Source organism: Novosphingobium sp. CCH12-A3 (assembly GCF_001556015.1).
GTDB classification, from domain to species: domain Bacteria; phylum Pseudomonadota; class Alphaproteobacteria; order Sphingomonadales; family Sphingomonadaceae; genus Novosphingobium; species Novosphingobium subterraneum.
The window spans coordinates 14,759-28,671 of record NZ_LSIA01000292.1 but is presented as its reverse complement, the minus strand read 5'-3'; the positions used below and the strand labels follow the sequence as shown (position 1 = coordinate 28,671).

Sequence of the window (13,913 nt, the reverse complement as noted above, 5' to 3'; positions counted from 1 at the left end):
CGCCACGTCCCTTCTGATAATGAATTGCTCACTTGTCGTGAAAAATGCGCAAAACTTTGCCGTTCCGGCGGCAAATCGAGATGTGTGCGACGCCGCCATCCCAGCCTCTTGGTAGCGAGCCTGTCACTGTCCAGACACCGTCGCGCAGCGTAGCCTTAAAGGGTCGCTGCCCTTCAATCTGTTTGGTGCCGTAAACGGGCTTCAGGTAAATCATGGCCACTGACTTTGCCGTCTCTGCCGATCCCACAACACCCGTCTTGGGCTGAAATGAGGCGACATTCTCAGCGCAAGTGGGAGGTTCGGCACGGGCAACTTGTACCGATAGCAAGATGAGTAGCGCGGCCGAGCCATGCCGTAACCAATTGCTCGGTGAGGTGAGCTTCACAGAAAGCCTTCCATCGCCCGCGCCATGGCGGCATCCCGTGCCGAGAGGCCATCGGCATCGTGCGTCGTCAGCGTCACCTCGACGCGGTTGTAGACGTTGAACCATTCGGGGTGGTGGTCAGCCTTTTCGGCGTAGAGGGCGACGCGGTTCATGAAGGCCCAGGCCTCGGAGAAATCGCCGAAGCGGAAGGTGCGGGTGATGGCGAGGCCGTCGCTGCGCAATTGCCATTCGGGGAGTTCGGCCAGCAGCGAATCGCGTTCAGTGTCGGTCAGGCGGGCGACGGTCATGCTTGGTCCTTTGGCATCCTTGGCAGTTGCCGCCGTTTCCCCTATCGCCCGATTTCATGCAAGCCCCTCCCATGCAGTCCCACGCCATGCAAGAGTGCGGTCTCGTCGCCACGGATATTGCCTGCCGGCGCGGGGACCGGGTTCTGTTCCGGGGGCTGTCGTTCGATCTTGCGCCGCGTGAAGTCGTCCATCTTGCCGGCCCCAACGGCATCGGCAAGTCGAGCCTCATCCGCATCCTTGCCGGATTGCTGCGGCCGTTCATGGGGTCGGTTGAGCGTCATGGTGCGCTTGCGCTTTCGGATGAGCGGCTGGCGCTGGACGGCCACGAACCGCTCGAGAAGGCGCTGGCGTTCTGGCAGCGGATCGACCGTGCCCCCCAAGGCAACGCCGATTTCGGGCTGGCCGACCTGCTTGACGTTCCGGTGCGCTATCTTTCCACGGGGCAGCGCAAGCGGGCGGCCCTTGCCCGCGTGGCGGCAAGCGGCGCGCCGATCTGGCTGCTCGACGAGCCGCTCAACGGGCTCGACACCCACTGGTCGTGCATCGCGCAGGCGGCGATCAAGGCGCATTGCAATGCCGGTGGGGCGGTGATCATTGCATCGCACCAGCCGCTTTCGCTCGACGCGGTAAAGGTGATCGAATTGCTGGATTTCCAACCGTGATCGCCAAGCTTCTTCCGATCTTCCTGCGCGATCTGGTGCTGCTGACGCGAGGGAGCCAAGGGCGCGGTGGAGCGGTTCTGCCGCTGCTGTTCTTCCTTGCTGTGGCGATGCTGTTTCCCTTTGCCGTCGGCCCCGATGCCCGGTTGCTGGCACGGACCGGTGCGGGCGTGATCTGGGTTGCGGCGCTGCTTGCGGCGATCCTCCCGCTGGACCGCCTGGTCGAGCCGGACGTTGAAGCCGGCATGTTCGACCAGTGGGCCTTGCGCGGCATTGCCGAGGAGGCGCTGCTCCTGGTGCGCATCCTGGCGCACTGGCTGAGCTTTGGCGTGCCGCTGATGCTGGCAGCACCGATCTCGGCAGGGCTGCTCGGCCTTGATGGCCAACAGTTGTGGACGGTGGAAGTCGGGCTGCTGCTCGGCACGCCCGGTCTGGCGGCGATCGGCGTTACCATCGCGGCGCTGACGGCAGGGTTGCGGGCAGGTTCGGCGCTGGGCGGATTGCTCGCGATCCCTCTGGCTGTGCCGCTCCTGATCTTCGGCGCGGGATCGCTGCAACCGGGGGGCGAGGGGGGCTTGCTGCTGCTGGGCGCGTGCAGCCTTGTGGCGCTGGCCGTTGCGCCGTTTGCGGGCGGTGCCGCTATCCGGGCCGGGCGCGAATAACGCAGCGAGCAGGGCTTGCACGTCGCAAAGCGCAAATTCGTTGGCAATCGTGCAAAGTCTCCCTAACTCGGGGACCATGACTGCACCTTCGATTACACCCGATACCATTTCGCTCATCGGCAACACGCCGCTCGTCCTGCTGAAGGGGCCGAGCGAGGCGGCAGGCGCCGAGATCTACGGCAAGTGCGAGTTCGCCAATCCCGGTGCTTCGGTGAAGGACCGCGCTGCGCTGTGGATCGTGCGCGATGCCGAGGAGCGGGGCGTGCTGCAGCCCGGCGGGACGATCGTCGAAGGCACGGCGGGCAATACCGGCATCGGCCTTGCGCTGGTGGCCAACGCTCGCGGGTACAAGTCGGTCATCGTCATGCCCGAAACGCAATCGCGCGAGAAGATGGACACCCTGCGGGCGCTGCGGGCAGAACTCGTGCTGGTGCCGGCGGCGCCGTTTTCCAACCCCGGCCACTTCGTCCACACCTCGCGCCGGATTGCCGAGGAAACCGAAGGGGCGGTCTGGGCCAACCAGTTCGACAATATCGCCAATCGCCGCGCTCACATCGAAAGCACCGCGCCCGAGATCTGGGAGCAGATGGAGCACCGCATCGACGGCTTCACCTGTGCTGCGGGCACGGGCGGGACGATCGCGGGCGTGGGCCTGGGGCTCAAGGCTTTCGACGAGAACATAACGATCGCCCTGACCGATCCGCACGGCGCGGCGCTCTACAACTATTACGCCAATGGTGAGCTGAAGGCCGAGGGCTCCTCGGTGGCCGAGGGCATTGGCCAGGGGCGCATCACCGCGAACCTCGAAGGCGCACCGATCGACACGCAGTTCCGCATTTCGGACGAGGAAGGGCTTTACTGGGTCGAGCGCCTGCTGGCCGATGAGGGGCTGTGCCTTGGCCTGTCGAGCGGGATCAACGTGGCGGGTGCCGTGGCGCTGGCCAGGCAGCTTGGCAAGGGCAGCCGCGTGGCGACGATCCTGTGCGATACTGGCTTCCGCTACCTTTCGTCGCTCTACAATCCCGAGTGGCTCAAGGCCAAGGGGCTGCCGGTGTTCCCTTGGCTGGAGCAATAGGCTAGGCTGCGGTCATGGCACTGTTCGGTTTCCCCGCAGGCAAGCAGGCATCCGCCCCGACCGAGGCGGAAATTGCCGCTGCCAGCGCACTGGCCCATGTGCCGCCGACCACGCGCGAATTGCGGGCGCAGGCAGTTCATCGGCTGCAGGTCGGGCTGTTCGGGCTCGCCGGGATGCTGCTGCTGGTCAGCCTTGCCAACGTGATCATGGATCGGGCCAAGTTCATCGACGCGAGCGCGGTCAATACCGCTGCGCCGAAGGTCGAGGCGAGCGAGACATCGGCGAAGGACCCGTTGGCCGACATGGGGGTGGCTCCGCAACTGCCGGTCACGGCCAAGGAAAAGCCGACCGTCACGATCTCGCCCGCTCCGCCCGCGCCGACTCCGGCCCCTTCGGTCCCGGCCCCTTCGGTTAACGCGCCGAAGAACTGAGTGCATCGCCGGATCGCTCTTGCCGTGCTGGCAGCGGTTGTCGCGCTGGCGGGCTGGTGGGCGTTCTCCGCCGAGCGTGCCCCTGACAGGACCGTGGGCCTGTTTACCAGCCTGCCGATCGTGTGGAACGAGGCGGACGATATCAAGGACATGATCGACCCGCCAGCCGCGCCGCACTGGGCGCGCGCCGTGCTGGAGTCCAAGGGCAAGGTGATCGCGCTCGATACGCTGCTTCAGCTCGAACAAGTCGACTTGCTGGTCGTGGCGCAGCCGCGCCCGTTGGTGCCGGAGGAGAATCTTGCGCTTGATGCCTGGCTGCGGGCAGGCGGTCACCTGCTGATGTTCGTTGATCCCTTGCTGACGCAGGAGAGCGCATTTGCGCTGGGTGACCGACGCCGCCCGCAGGACGTGGCGCTGGTTTCGCCGATCCTGGCGCGTTGGGGGTTGGAACTGCAATTCGACGACAGGCAACCCGGTGGTCTGCGGGAAAGTGCGGGCGAGGGGCTGCCGATCAATCTGGCAGGCACTTTCAAGGCAATCCCGGGCGGGCACGAAGCGAACTGCGTGATTGCAAGGGACGGTCTGATTGCGCGTTGCGGGATCGGCCAGGGCCAAGCAACGCTTGTTGCCGACGCCGCGCTTCTGGAGCCGGAGGCTGATGGGGATCGGCGGGCGGTCCAGCTTCAACGCCTGCTCGAAGGGGCGATGGCGCAGTGATCCCTTTTTGTTCGCGGGAAACTACGGGCAAGGTGCCAAGTACGGCCGAGGACTTCGGCAAAATGCCCGCATCTGCGCGATTACCTTTGCAGCAGGTCATGGTTACTCAGGCAGTAAGATGTAGAGAAAATGCTACGGAATCATAGCTAGTCCGCATTTTCCCGCATTTTCCCCTTTTCGCCCGCCCCGTCCCGCGTTAGTAGTGTGGGTTATCGGGACGAACTCCAATCGCATCCGCGGGGGATGAGTCGGCAACGCGCGTTGGCGCGGGGTCGAGCGATGGAGCTTTGTCCGCGAGCGGGGTGTCCAGCGTGGCGGGAGGGCCGGTAAATCTGGTGGGACAAGGCTTTTCGCCGCGTGGCGAAAAAGGCCGCTTCGTCCTGCCTGCCGACTTCCGCTCCGACATCTACGCAGCTTCCGCCAACCAGCGCGTTCTCTGCCTCGACAAGCACCCCCGCCTGCCTTGTCTGACCGGATTCGGCCTGTCCCGCCTGGACGAACTGGCTGCAGAGATTGATCGCGAGGAAGAGAAGAAGCTCCGGCTCGGCCTCGATTTCGACCGCGATATGGCCGAAGCGCAGGCCTACGGCTTTACCCGCGTCAGCTTCGATGAAAGCGGCCGTTTCGTCCTGCCCGAGTACCTGTCCGAACTCGGCCAGGTGGAGGATGGCCTCTATTTCCATGGTGGCGGCCGCCAGATTACGATCTGGAACCCGCAGATCCTGTTCGAGCAGGGCGATGGCTGGGCCAGCGCCAAGGCTGGCTGCCGAGCGAAGATGGCCGAAGCTGCAAAGGGGAAGCGCAAGTGACCGCCGCAGCGCCAAAAGTCCCGCACATTCCCGTGCTGCTCGAAGAGGTCGTGGCGGCCCTTGATGCAAAGCCGGGCGATCTGATCGTCGACGCGACTTTCGGCGCGGGCGGCTACACCCGGCGCCTGCTGGAATCGGGCGCGACGGTTCACGCCTTCGACCGCGATCCCGATGCGATTGCGGCGGGAAGGCTCTGGGGAGAAACCTGTGGAAAAGATCCGCGCCTCGTTCTGCATCCCCGTCGCTTTTCCGAACTTGCGGAAGGACTTGCAGAGGCCGGAATTGCGGGCGTTCAGGGCGTCGTGTTCGACATCGGCGTGAGCTCGATGCAGCTCGATCAGCCGGGGCGCGGATTTGCGTTCTCGTCGGACGGACCGTTAGACATGCGGATGTCACAGGACGGTCCAAGTGCGGCGGATTTCCTGAATGAAGCGGACGAGGGGGAAATAGCAGACGTTCTCTATCGCTACGGCGAGGAACGCCAATCGCGCCGGATTGCCCGCGCCATCGTGGCCGCCCGTCCTCTCACCACCACCGGCCAGTTTGCCGCAGTCGTACGCAAGGCGCTTGGCTATCGCCCGGACATCAAGGGCCCCAAGGCGCAGAAGGACCCGGCGACCCGCAGTTTCCAGGCGGTGCGCATCCACGTGAATGGCGAACTGGACGAACTGATCGAGGGCCTCGCTGCGGCGGAGAAGGTGCTGGTCCCCGGTGGACGTATCGCGGTGGTGAGCTTCCACAGCCTCGAGGACCGCATCGTCAAGCAGTTCCTGCGCGAGGCCGCGGGCGCCGTGCCAGCCGGCTCGCGCCACCTGCCGCAAATGGCCTCGAAGGTCGAACCGGTCTTTGAAAAGCCCTCGGCTGCCATCCGTCCGACGCCCGAGGAAGAGGAGCGCAACCCGCGCGCCCGTTCCGCCACGCTGCGCTGGGCCGTGCGCACTTCCGCGCCAGCACGCAATCTTGCGGGGAGGGCTGCGGCATGATCTCGACGACAAGCCGTCTTCGCTCGGTTGGCTGGGTGGTCTTGCTGGGCTTGTGCCTGGCGCTGGTCGTGGCGCTGGCATTCCGGGTCAATGCCTTGCGGAGCCAGATCCATCATGCCGAAGCGCGCATCGTCGCATTGAAGCAGGAGAAGATGTATCTCGAGACGGAATTCGAGACGCGCTCCAATCAGCAGCAGTTGAAAGCCTGGAACGATGTAGAGTTCGGCTACGCCGCGCCCAACGCCAGCCAGTACCTCGAAGGCGAGCGCCAGCTTGCCGCACTGAGCGTGCCGGCCACGCCGGATGCGCCCGCACCGATCCGCGTCGCCAGCGTGGATGACAGCGTGATCGCTTCCGCCGCGTTCCCGGCGATGGTTTCGCCGCTTTCGGGCAAGGCGCTGGCCAGCAATGACAGCAAGGCCGTTGCCGACGACGGCGACGAGGACCGTCCGGCGCGCACTGTCGATCATGCTGAAGCGGTCGAGACGCTGAAAGACCGCCTTGGCAAGGTCGTTGACGCCCGCCCGCGCGGGCCGGTGCGGAAGGAAACGGCTTCGGACAAGGAGCGCCCGGCCAAGAAGGACAAGTCCGAGTCCGCGACGTCGGCCAAGCCCAAGGTGGCGCAGAAGGCTGCTGCCAAGGACGCTGCTGCCAAGGGCGTTGTTGCCAAGGAGAGGGCAAAGACCGCGAAATCTGACGCGCGACCGGCCGGTAAGCCCGCTGCCAAGTCCAAAGCTGTCGCAACTGCGGATAAGTCAGGCGCAAGCAAGGCGAAGTCCAGTTCGGCCCCTCGCGCCGCCAAGGGCAAGGAGGCTAAGGCAGCCCGGTGAATGCACTCACCGCCTCCGCCGCCATTGCTTCCGGCCGCGTCCTGCTGGCCAACGTCCGCCAGCGCTCGCTGGTCGAGGCCAAGGTCCGTGCGCTGGTGGTGGCGGGCTTCATCCTGTTCTTTGGCTTCGCGGCGCTCGCAAGGATCGCCCAACTCGGCTTTTTCGAAGGCTCCCCTGAGCGTCGTTCACTGGCCGAAGCGCTGCTCCCCCCGCGAGGCGAGATCACCGATCGCAATGGCGTTCCGCTGGCGCGGGCGTTCCCGGCCTATGCGCTGTGGTACAATCCCAAGGCATTCGGCGAAAACGGCACTCCGCTCGTCAAGTCGCCCGAAGAGGTGGCCAAGGCGCTTGTCGCCATCTTCCCCGACGCCGACTACAACGACCTGCTCCGGCGGCTGAAGTCTGACAAGCCGAGCTATCTGCGCCAGCGTGTGATGCCGGAGGATGCCAACCGCATCTTTGCCTTGGGCGAGCCTGCGCTGGAATTCCCGCGCGAGAACCAACGCTATTACCCGCAAGGATCGCTTGGCGCACACGTGCTCGGCTATGTCGACAGTGAAGGCCATGGCCATGTCGGCATGGAGCAGGTGCTTGAGAAGCAACTGCTCGATCCTGCCCGGCGTGGCAAGCCGGTGGCGCTTTCCATCGATATGCGGGCACAGGGCGCACTTGAGGACGAACTTGGTCGCGGCATGCTGGAGACCGAGGCCAAGGGCGCGGCAGGCATTGTGCTTGACGTCGACACCGGGGAAATCGTGGCCTTGGCATCGCTGCCTTCGTTCAATCCGAACCGTTCTGACCAAGCGCTCAACAACCTCGTGTTCAACAAGGTGACCAATCAGGTCTACGAACTTGGGTCCACCTTCAAGCCGTTGAGCATCGCTGCGGCAATTGACGCAGGTGTGGTGACCGACCTTTCAGTGCGCTACCCGTCGGACAAGCCGCTGGCGATCGGGGGCTTTCATATCCGCGACAGCCACAGCTTCGGCGCTTCGCTGAACGTGCCCGAGGCGCTGATCCATTCCTCGAACATCGTCACCGCGCAGGTAGCCGACAAGCTTGGCGGGCCGGGTTTGAAGAAGACCATGGCTGCTCTCGGCATGAACGAGCGGCCTTATATCGAACTGCCGGCGCGCGGCTTCCCGCTCTGGCCGCGCGGCACCAACAAGAACGGCGACTGGGCGCGCATCACCACGATGACGGTCAGCTATGGCCATGGCATCGCGGTGACGCCGCTGCACCTGGCAGCAGCCTATGCTGCAATGGTCAACGGCGGCATCTGGCGACCGGCAACGCTGTTCAAGCGTGAGCCGACGCAGATCCCTGAAGGCCGCCGCGTCTACAAGGCTTCGACCAGCGCCCGCATGCGCCAGCTTCTGCGCATGATCGTCGTGGACGGCACCGGCAAGAGCGCCAATGCCTCGGGCTATCGCGTCGGAGGAAAGACCGGCTCGGCGGAAAAGCCCGGCGGGAAGGGCGGCTATAACCGCACTTCGCTCGTCGCGACCTTTGCAGCCGCCTTCCCGATGGACAAGCCGCGCTATGTGGTGATTGCCATGCTCGACGAGCCGAAGGGAACGGCGGCGACATCGTACCAGCGCACTGCCGCATGGAACGCCGCGCCAATCGTCGGCCGCGTCGTTCCGCGCATCGGGCCGTTCCTCGGCGTCGTTCCCGACGATACACGCGATATCGACATTTCGGACTTGTCGCCGCTGGTCGGCAACGGAGATGGTGAATGAAGCTCGGCGCGATCCTCGAAGCAGCGGGTTTCGCAGGTGAGAACTGTGATGCAAACGTCACCGGCTTTGCTATCGACCATCGCAAGGTCGCGCCGGGCACGATCTTCGGCGCCTTCCCCGGCACCCGCTTCAATGGCGAGGACTTCATTGCGGACGCCGTGAAGGCAGGCGCCGTCGCCGTGGTCGCGCGTCCGGGGGCGAAGGTCGAAGGGGCGGTGCACGTTGCCGATGTAGAGCCGCGCCGCGCGTTTGCCGCGCTGGCTGCGCGCTTCTTCCAGCCCGTGCCCGAGACGGTAGTTGCCGTCACCGGGACCAACGGGAAGACGTCCACGGTCGAAATGACGCGGCAGATCTGGCGCATGGCCGGCCATTCTGCTGCATCGATTGGCACGCTCGGCGTGACAACGGCGGACGAAAGCGTCTCCACCGGACTGACCACGCCGGACATCGTGACGTTCCTGTCGAACATGACCGGCCTTGCCCGCGAGGGCGTGACGCATGTTGCCTACGAAGCGTCCAGCCACGGCCTCTCGCAGTACCGCAACGAGGGCCTGCGTGTCGGTGCAGGCGCCTTCACGAACCTCAGCCGCGACCACCTCGATTACCACGCGACGATGGACGATTATTTCGCGGCCAAGATGCGCCTGTTCGACCATGTCGTGGAAGAGAGCGGCACGGCGGTCGTCTGGATGGACGACGAATGGTCGGGACGGGCAGTGGAGCACGTCCGCGCAAGGGGTCTGCGGCTGCTCTCGGTGGGCGAGCAGGGGACCGACATCCGCCTGCTCGCCCGTACCCCTACGCAACTGGGGCAAACGCTCGAAATCGCGTTCGAAGGCCAGGCGCGCAAGATCAACCTGCCGCTGATCGGGGCCTATCAGGCCGCGAACGCACTGGTCTCGGCAGGGCTGGCAATTGCTTCAGGGACCGATGCGGCGAAGGTATTCGACGCGCTTGGACGGTTGCAGCCCGTACGCGGGCGGCTGGAGCGCGCGGCGATCAATCGAGCCGGGGCGCCGGTCTATGTCGACTATGCCCATACGCCGGACGCCATCGAGGCCGCGATAGCCGCATTGCGGCCGCATACCTCGGGCCGCCTGATCACGGTGTTCGGTGCCGGTGGCGATCGTGACGGCGGCAAGCGTCCGGAGATGGGCCGTGCAGCCTGTGCCGGCTCGGATCTGGTGGTTGTCACCGACGACAATCCGCGCGGCGAAGATCCGGCGGATATCCGCCGCGCAGTCATGGCCGGCTGCGATGGCAAGGCCCGCGAGATCGGGGATCGTCGCGCCGCCATTGCTGCGGCCATTGCCGAGGCAGGCCGTGAAGACATTGTCCTTGTTGCAGGGAAGGGGCACGAACAGGGACAGATCGTGGGCAGGGGCGATGCTGTCCGCATCCTGCCGTTTGACGATGTTCAGGTCGCCAGGGAGTGCACCACATGACCGCCCACCCCGCTTTGATCGCATGGCCAGAGGACCCGTCCGACGCGGCGGGTCTTGCGCTTTGGACGAGCGAGGAAATCGCTGCGGCGACAGGTGGCCGGGCCAGTGCGAAATTCGCGGTTTCCGGTGTCGAGATCGACAGCCGCGAGGTGGTGGAAGGCGACCTGTTCTTTGCCTTGAAGGGCGAAGCTTCGGACGGTCACCGCTACCTCGAGGGCGCATACGGGCGCGGCGCGGCAGGCACGGTCGTCGAACATGCGACGTTCGGCTCGCACGTGCTGGTCGGTAATACGATGACCGCGCTCGAGGACCTTGGCCGAGCGGCGCGTGCACGCGTCGATGCCGGCATCATCGGCGTCACGGGTTCCGCAGGCAAGACCGGCGTAAAGGAAGCGCTCTATGCGGCACTCGACCGTGCCAGCAGGGGCCGCGCCCACCGCTCTGTAAAGAGCTACAACAATCACGTCGGTGTTCCGCTGAGCCTTGCGCGGATGCCCGCGCGGACCAGCTTCGGCGTCTTCGAGATGGGCATGAACCACGCAGGGGAACTGGCCGCACTTACCCGGCTGGTCCGTCCCCACGTCGCCATCGTCACCACCATAGCGCCTGCCCACATCGGGCACTTTTCGGGTGAAGAAGCGATTGCCGATGCCAAGGCGGAGATTTTCGAAGGTCTCGAACACGGCGGCGTCGCCATCATCCCGCGCGACAACCGCCACTACGAACGTCTCCATGCCAAGGCGACAAGGCATGCGGGACGGGTGGTCAGCTTCGGACAACATCCCGATGCAGGCGCGCGCCTTGTCGATGCCGTGGCGGCGCCGGGCGGTGGAACCCTGGTGACGGCGGACCTTTCTGGACGCAAGGTCTGCTACACGATCTCGCAACCGGGCGACCACTGGGTCGCCAATTCGCTGGCCATAATGGCTGCTGTCGAAGCGATCGGCGGCGACCTGGGCGCTGCCGGACTGGCGTTGGCCGAGATGGAAGGCCTCGCCGGGCGCGGTGCCCGCCACGAGATTGCCGCTACTGGTGGCGATGGCTCTGGCAAGGCCCTGTTGATCGACGAAAGCTACAACGCCAATCCTGCCTCCATGGCCGTCACCCTGCGCCAACTGGGCGCGACGCCCGCCACCCGCCGCGTTGCCATTCTCGGCGCGATGAAGGAGCTGGGCGAGGCCGAGGCACGCTATCACGCAGAGCTGGCAGGCCCCGTTTCTGAGGGCAAGGTCGACAGGCTGGTGCTGGTAGGCGCCGAAATGGCGGCGTTGGCTGACGCGCTGGGGAAAAGCGGGGCGTTGTCGCTTGCCGGTAAAATCGATGTGGCGCATGTGCAGACGGCTTCGGAAGCGGCGGAATGTCTGGCTGCCGACGGTGTGCGCGGGGGTGATGCGATCCTCGTGAAGGGGTCGAATTCGGTGGGACTGGGCGCGATCGTGCGTTCGCTCACCACCAGGGAACGGTGAATGCTCTACCAGCTGGCCGAGTGGCTGCATTTTGAGGGATTCAGCAACCTCATCCGCTACCAGACGTTCCGCGCGGGCGCGACGTTGCTGACCGCGCTGATGATCGGCCTGATCATCGGTCCGCGCTTCATCAACATGCTGCGCGTGCGCCAGGGGAAGGGGCAGCCGATCCGCGAGGACGGCCCGCAGTCACACCTCGCCAAGCGTGGTACGCCGACCATGGGCGGTCTGATGATCGTCACATCGCTCACGCTGTCGTTGCTGCTGTGGATGGATGTGACCAGCCGCCTCGTCTGGTCCTGCGTGGTCGTGACGCTCGGCTTCGGCCTGATCGGCTTTCTCGACGACTACGACAAGGTGACCAAGTATGCGCACAAGGGCGTTCCTGCCAAGGTGCGCCTCGCCGGTGAGTTCGTCGTGGCCGGGATCGCCGCGTGGCTGGCGGTTGGTGAAACGCACCTTTACGTTCCGCTGTTCAGCAATCTCTATGTGCCGCTCGGGCCGTTCTACTATCTGTTTGCGATTTTCGTGATCGTTGGCGCGGGCAATGCGGTGAACCTTACTGACGGTCTGGACGGCCTTGCCACCATGCCTGTGATCATCGCGGCCGGCACTTTCGCAATTATCGCCTATCTTGCCGGCCGTGTGGACTACTCCACCTACCTCGGCATTCCGCACGTGAAGGGCGCCGGCGAACTTGCCATCTTCTGCGCCGCTATGATGGGGGCGGGTCTTGCCTTCCTGTGGTTCAATGCGCCCCCGGCGGCTGTGTTCATGGGTGACACCGGCAGCCTTGCGCTTGGTGGCGCGCTGGGCGTGATCGCGGTCGCGGCGCATCACGAGATCGTGCTGGCCATTGTCGGCGGACTGTTCGTCATGGAAGCCGTCTCGGTCATCGTGCAGGTGGCGGTCTACAAGCGTACCGGCAAGCGCGTGTTTCGCATGGCACCCATCCACCACCACTTCGAGCAGCTCGGCTGGAAGGAATCGACTGTCGTGATCCGCTTCTGGATCGTGTCGATCGTGCTTGCGCTGATCGGCCTTGCCACGCTGAAGGTGCGATGATCGTCTCGCCCGCCTTCACGGCCAAGCGCTTCGCCGTGCTCGGCCTTGCCCGTTCGGGGCAGGCGAGCGTCGAGGCGCTGCTGGCAGGCGGGGCGGAGGTCACCGTGTGGGACAGCCGTGAGGAACCGCGCGCCGCCTACGAAGGGCGCTGCACCATTGCCGATCCACTGTCGATCGACCTGACCGGATTTGCGGGCGTGGTGGTCAGTCCCGGCGTGCCGCTTAACCGCCATCCGATTGCTGCCCATGCCGCTTCATTCGGCGTGCCAGTGATCGGCGACATCGAGCTTTTCGCGCAAGCCCGCGCCGACCTGCCGCCGCATCGCGTCGTCGGCATCACCGGCACCAACGGCAAGTCGACCACCACGATGCTGGTCCATCACATCTGCCAGGCGGCAGGTCTGCAGGCCCGGCTTGGTGGCAATATCGGCCTGCCGGTCCTTGGGCAGGAGCCGCTGCCCGAAGGCGGCGTCTATGTGCTCGAGCTTTCCAGCTACCAGATCGACCTGACGCAGAGCCTCGATTGCGATGTCGCCGCGCTGATCAACCTCAGCCCTGATCACCTCGACCGCTACGATGGCTTCGATGGCTACGCTGCGTCCAAGGCGCGGCTGTTCCGGATGCAGTCGTCGCGCCATCACGCGGTGTTCGGTTGCGGGGACGAGCACACCCTGAAGATCGCGCGCGAGACTTCGGCCACGCACGACGTGGGCTTCGTCCATGTGGTTCAGCCCGATGCGCTGGAAGGACAGGCGGCATGGCCTTCGCTGCAGGGGCCGCACAACCTGCAGAATGCTGCGATTGCGGTTGAGATCGCCCGCCAGCTCGGCATCGGCGAAGACGTATGGCGTCCGGCGCTGGCCAGCTTTGTCGGCCTGCCGCACCGCATGGAGCGCGTGGCCGAGGCCAACGGCGTCCTTTTCGTAAACGACAGCAAGGCCACCAATCCCGCCTCGACCGCGCCTGCGCTTGGCGCCTACCCGCGTATCCACTGGATACTTGGTGGCCTGCCCAAGAGCGACAATCTCGACGAGTGCGCGCCCTACTTCGACCATGTCGTCGCAGCCTATACGATCGGCGAGGCCGGTCCGATGTTTGCGCAACTTCTTGAACCGCTCATGCCCGTCACCCGCAGCGAGATGATGTGCGATGCGGTTCGCCAGGCGATGGAAGCTGCGCAACCCGGAGACGTGGTAATGCTCTCTCCAGCGTGTGCCAGCTTCGATCAGTTCCGCGATTTCGAGGCGCGGGGCGACAGCTTCCGCCAGATCGTCGAAGCGCTGATCGAGGATCGCGAGGCACCCTGTCCGCCAGGAACCGGGTCATGAGCACGACGCCAACTCCGACACGCCTTGTG

General features: G+C 65.1%; 15 protein-coding genes. 13 read left to right on the top strand and 2 right to left on the bottom strand.

What is annotated here, in order from left to right:
- Positions 1 to 28 precede the first annotated feature (28 nt).
- On the bottom strand, positions 29 to 490 hold the full coding sequence (locus AX703_RS28750) for a YbbC/YhhH family protein (RefSeq protein ID WP_156452192.1): 462 nt from the start codon (positions 488 to 490) through the stop codon (positions 29 to 31).
- Positions 382 to 672, bottom strand: coding sequence for a 4a-hydroxytetrahydrobiopterin dehydratase (locus tag AX703_RS23840; protein ID WP_062347734.1), 291 nt, complete (start codon positions 670 to 672; stop codon positions 382 to 384). The genes AX703_RS28750 and AX703_RS23840 overlap by 109 nt, the downstream gene beginning before the upstream one ends.
- Positions 673 to 758: 86 nt before the next feature.
- Here AX703_RS23840 and ccmA point away from each other — a divergent pair, with 86 nt between their 5' ends.
- The 13 genes from ccmA to murD all read left to right on the top strand — a co-directional run bounded on the left by ccmA (position 759) and on the right by murD (position 13,884).
- Positions 759 to 1,334 carry a heme ABC exporter ATP-binding protein CcmA gene (gene ccmA / locus AX703_RS23835; RefSeq protein ID WP_062347733.1) on the top strand — a complete coding sequence of 192 codons (576 nt, stop codon included), beginning with the start codon at positions 759 to 761 and terminating at the stop codon, positions 1,332 to 1,334.
- Positions 1,331 to 1,993, top strand: coding sequence for a heme exporter protein CcmB (gene ccmB, locus AX703_RS23830; RefSeq protein ID WP_039334158.1), 663 nt, complete (start codon positions 1,331 to 1,333; stop codon positions 1,991 to 1,993). The genes ccmA and ccmB overlap by 4 nt, the downstream gene beginning before the upstream one ends.
- Positions 1,994 to 2,069: 76 nt before the next feature.
- The gene (locus AX703_RS23825) at positions 2,070 to 3,068 is read left to right on the top strand and encodes a cysteine synthase A (RefSeq protein WP_062347731.1); all 999 of its coding nucleotides are present in this window, start codon (positions 2,070 to 2,072) and stop codon (positions 3,066 to 3,068) included.
- 14 nt (positions 3,069 to 3,082) lie between these two features.
- The gene (locus AX703_RS23820) at positions 3,083 to 3,499 is read left to right on the top strand and encodes a hypothetical protein (protein WP_062347729.1); all 417 of its coding nucleotides are present in this window, start codon (positions 3,083 to 3,085) and stop codon (positions 3,497 to 3,499) included.
- Positions 3,500 to 4,216, top strand: a complete 717-nt coding sequence (locus tag AX703_RS23815) for a hypothetical protein (protein WP_062347728.1) — start codon at positions 3,500 to 3,502, stop codon at positions 4,214 to 4,216. It begins immediately after the preceding gene.
- A gap of 311 nt (positions 4,217 to 4,527) precedes the next feature.
- Positions 4,528 to 5,025, top strand: coding sequence for a division/cell wall cluster transcriptional repressor MraZ (locus AX703_RS23810; protein WP_039334154.1), 498 nt, complete (start codon positions 4,528 to 4,530; stop codon positions 5,023 to 5,025).
- Positions 5,022 to 6,008, top strand: coding sequence for a 16S rRNA (cytosine(1402)-N(4))-methyltransferase RsmH (rsmH, locus tag AX703_RS23805; RefSeq protein WP_062347727.1), 987 nt, complete (start codon positions 5,022 to 5,024; stop codon positions 6,006 to 6,008). The genes AX703_RS23810 and rsmH overlap by 4 nt, the downstream gene beginning before the upstream one ends.
- Positions 6,005 to 6,838: a hypothetical protein gene (locus AX703_RS23800; RefSeq protein ID WP_052242323.1), complete on the top strand. Its 834-nt coding sequence runs from the start codon at positions 6,005 to 6,007 to the stop codon at positions 6,836 to 6,838. The genes rsmH and AX703_RS23800 overlap by 4 nt, the downstream gene beginning before the upstream one ends.
- Positions 6,835 to 8,580, top strand: a complete 1,746-nt coding sequence (locus AX703_RS23795) for a penicillin-binding protein 2 (protein WP_039334151.1) — start codon at positions 6,835 to 6,837, stop codon at positions 8,578 to 8,580. The genes AX703_RS23800 and AX703_RS23795 overlap by 4 nt, the downstream gene beginning before the upstream one ends.
- The gene (locus tag AX703_RS23790; protein ID WP_062347726.1) at positions 8,577 to 10,025 is read left to right on the top strand and encodes a UDP-N-acetylmuramoyl-L-alanyl-D-glutamate--2,6-diaminopimelate ligase; all 1,449 of its coding nucleotides are present in this window, start codon (positions 8,577 to 8,579) and stop codon (positions 10,023 to 10,025) included. Before AX703_RS23795 ends, AX703_RS23790 begins: the two co-directional genes overlap by 4 nt.
- Positions 10,022 to 11,491 (top strand): UDP-N-acetylmuramoyl-tripeptide--D-alanyl-D-alanine ligase, encoded by a 1,470-nt coding sequence (gene murF / locus AX703_RS23785; RefSeq protein ID WP_062347725.1) that lies wholly within the window; start codon positions 10,022 to 10,024, stop codon positions 11,489 to 11,491. The genes AX703_RS23790 and murF overlap by 4 nt, the downstream gene beginning before the upstream one ends.
- A complete protein-coding gene (gene mraY, locus AX703_RS23780) occupies positions 11,492 to 12,556 on the top strand; it encodes a phospho-N-acetylmuramoyl-pentapeptide-transferase (RefSeq protein ID WP_039334147.1) in 1,065 nt (354 codons plus the stop codon).
- Positions 12,553 to 13,884 carry a UDP-N-acetylmuramoyl-L-alanine--D-glutamate ligase gene (gene murD, locus AX703_RS23775; RefSeq protein ID WP_062347724.1) on the top strand — a complete coding sequence of 444 codons (1,332 nt, stop codon included), beginning with the start codon at positions 12,553 to 12,555 and terminating at the stop codon, positions 13,882 to 13,884. The genes mraY and murD overlap by 4 nt, the downstream gene beginning before the upstream one ends.
- Positions 13,885 to 13,913 lie beyond the last annotated feature (29 nt).

Bases quoted from the DNA above. Each gene is read 5' to 3' on its own strand.
- AX703_RS28750 (WP_156452192.1), bottom strand. From the start codon at position 490: ATGGTTCAACGTCTACAACCGCGTCGAGGTGACGCTGACGACGCACGA.
- ccmA (WP_062347733.1), top strand. From the start codon at position 759: ATGCAAGAGTGCGGTCTCGTCGCCACGGATATTGCCTGCCGGCGCGGG.
- AX703_RS23820 (WP_062347729.1), top strand. From the start codon at position 3,083: ATGGCACTGTTCGGTTTCCCCGCAGGCAAGCAGGCATCCGCCCCGACC.
- AX703_RS23840 (WP_062347734.1), bottom strand. From the start codon at position 672: ATGACCGTCGCCCGCCTGACCGACACTGAACGCGATTCGCTGCTGGCC.
- AX703_RS23825 (WP_062347731.1), top strand. From the start codon at position 2,070: ATGACTGCACCTTCGATTACACCCGATACCATTTCGCTCATCGGCAAC.
- murD (WP_062347724.1), top strand. From the start codon at position 12,553: ATGATCGTCTCGCCCGCCTTCACGGCCAAGCGCTTCGCCGTGCTCGGC.
- mraY (WP_039334147.1), top strand. From the start codon at position 11,492: ATGCTCTACCAGCTGGCCGAGTGGCTGCATTTTGAGGGATTCAGCAAC.
- AX703_RS23800 (WP_052242323.1), top strand. From the start codon at position 6,005: ATGATCTCGACGACAAGCCGTCTTCGCTCGGTTGGCTGGGTGGTCTTG.
- AX703_RS23790 (WP_062347726.1), top strand. From the start codon at position 8,577: ATGAAGCTCGGCGCGATCCTCGAAGCAGCGGGTTTCGCAGGTGAGAAC.
- murF (WP_062347725.1), top strand. From the start codon at position 10,022: ATGACCGCCCACCCCGCTTTGATCGCATGGCCAGAGGACCCGTCCGAC.